The following is a 1,551-nucleotide window of genomic DNA, read 5'->3' as shown; positions in this document are numbered from 1 at the left end:
GAAGATCGAGCTATAAAAGAAATTGCAGTGATAGACTCTTTGGAAAATCTTAACTTAAAAGGTATTCATATCTTTACTGAAAGTAATGTCCTAGACTATAACCAATTACTAAGTTCTTGGACAAATACTATTAGTATAGCTAACAGAATTAATGACCAAGGTTATCGTATTTCTCTGTTAGATTTTGGTGGTGGAATTGGTATACCTTATAATAGTATCGATCCTGAATTTGATATGGAGTCTTTTGGCCAGCAGTTGCAGGTAATTTTTGAGAATAATCCTTATCGGTATCATTGTATTGTAGAAATTGGGCGTTATATGGTAGGAGAGGCCGGGTGTTATATAACAGAGGTGGTTGATATTAAAGAGTCTCTAGGGCAAAAATTTATCATTTTGGATGGGGGTGTCCATCAACTCTTAAGACTGTCTATGAAACCAGCAAGCAAATATATGGAAGTGCTAGGAAGAAATGGCAACTATACTCAGAAAGCTACTCTGGGAGGAAAACTGCCAACACCTTTAGATATTATGGTGGAGGATGTGATGCTGCCAGAAGATATAGAAATAGGCGATCGCTTGGTAATCTATAATTGTGGAGCTTATGGATTTAATCATAGTTTGACCAATTTTGCTCTACATAATTATCCGGCAGAAGTTGCTTATAGTGATGGAACAATACAGTTAATTCGTTCTTCTGGACAAGTAAAGGATTTCTTTCTGAATCAAAAATTCCCTACAGATAGTGGAGATGGAAAAAAACATATCTAACCCATTGAGTAAATATCAATTAAGAAAGGAGTTATCTACAGATGACATTAATACCACAGGAAGTTAAAACAACCCGCCCCTTAACACCAGAGCAGATAGCCAAATATAACGAAGATGGATTTGTGATTATTCCAGGTTTCTTTGAAGTAGAAGAAATTGAACCTATAAGAATTGCCTGTGAAAACGATCCAGGAATACGCGGACAAGAAACAGAATTTGCCGATGCTCAAGGCAATATTAGTAGGATAGCTCACTGGACCGAGTTAGGAGATTCCTTGCTAGGAGTGATTCCTCGTTTAGCAAGAGTGGTTGATGGTTCAGAGACCCTATTAGGAGGAGAATGCTATCATTGGCATTCAAAACTGGTACAAAAACTTCCCAAAAGTAAAGGCCATTTCGGATGGCATCAAATTTATGGCGGAGTATATACAGAAGGATGTTTATTTCCTGATTTATCAGCTTGTTTTATTGCGGTTACTGCGAATACGAGAGAAAATGGTTGTGTTCAAGTAATCAAAAAATCTCACTTAATGGGTCGAATAGATACAAGTTACGTTGGAGACGCTCGCCTATGTAACCTCGAAAGAATGGAAAAAATTTTAGAACGGTTAGAAGTAGTACATTGTGAAATGGAAGCGGGAGATGCTCTCTGGTTTAATTCTAATACTATCCATGCTTCAGAAGGTAACTATACAGATAAACCTCGAATCAATTTAATTTGTCACCACAATGCAGTCTGGAATGAACCATATAAAAGAGAAGGTCTGCACCACCGTCACTATA

Annotated in this window: 2 protein-coding genes; both read left to right on the top strand. The window is 37.1% G+C overall.

What is annotated here, in order from left to right; genetic code table 11:
- The coding region (locus F6K13_RS32460) for a hypothetical protein (protein WP_287289813.1) at positions 1 to 768 on the top strand (768 nt) is incomplete at its 5' end.
- 41 nt (positions 769 to 809) lie between these two features.
- The coding region (locus F6K13_RS32455; protein ID WP_287289811.1) for a phytanoyl-CoA dioxygenase family protein at positions 810 to 1,551 on the top strand (742 nt) is incomplete at its 3' end.

It is taken from the genome of Okeania sp. SIO2B9, assembly GCF_010672505.1.
Lineage (GTDB): Bacteria > Cyanobacteriota > Cyanobacteriia > Cyanobacteriales > Microcoleaceae > Okeania > Okeania hirsuta.
The sequence above is the reverse complement of the archived record's forward strand: the minus strand, read 5'-3'. Positions and strand labels throughout refer to the sequence as shown.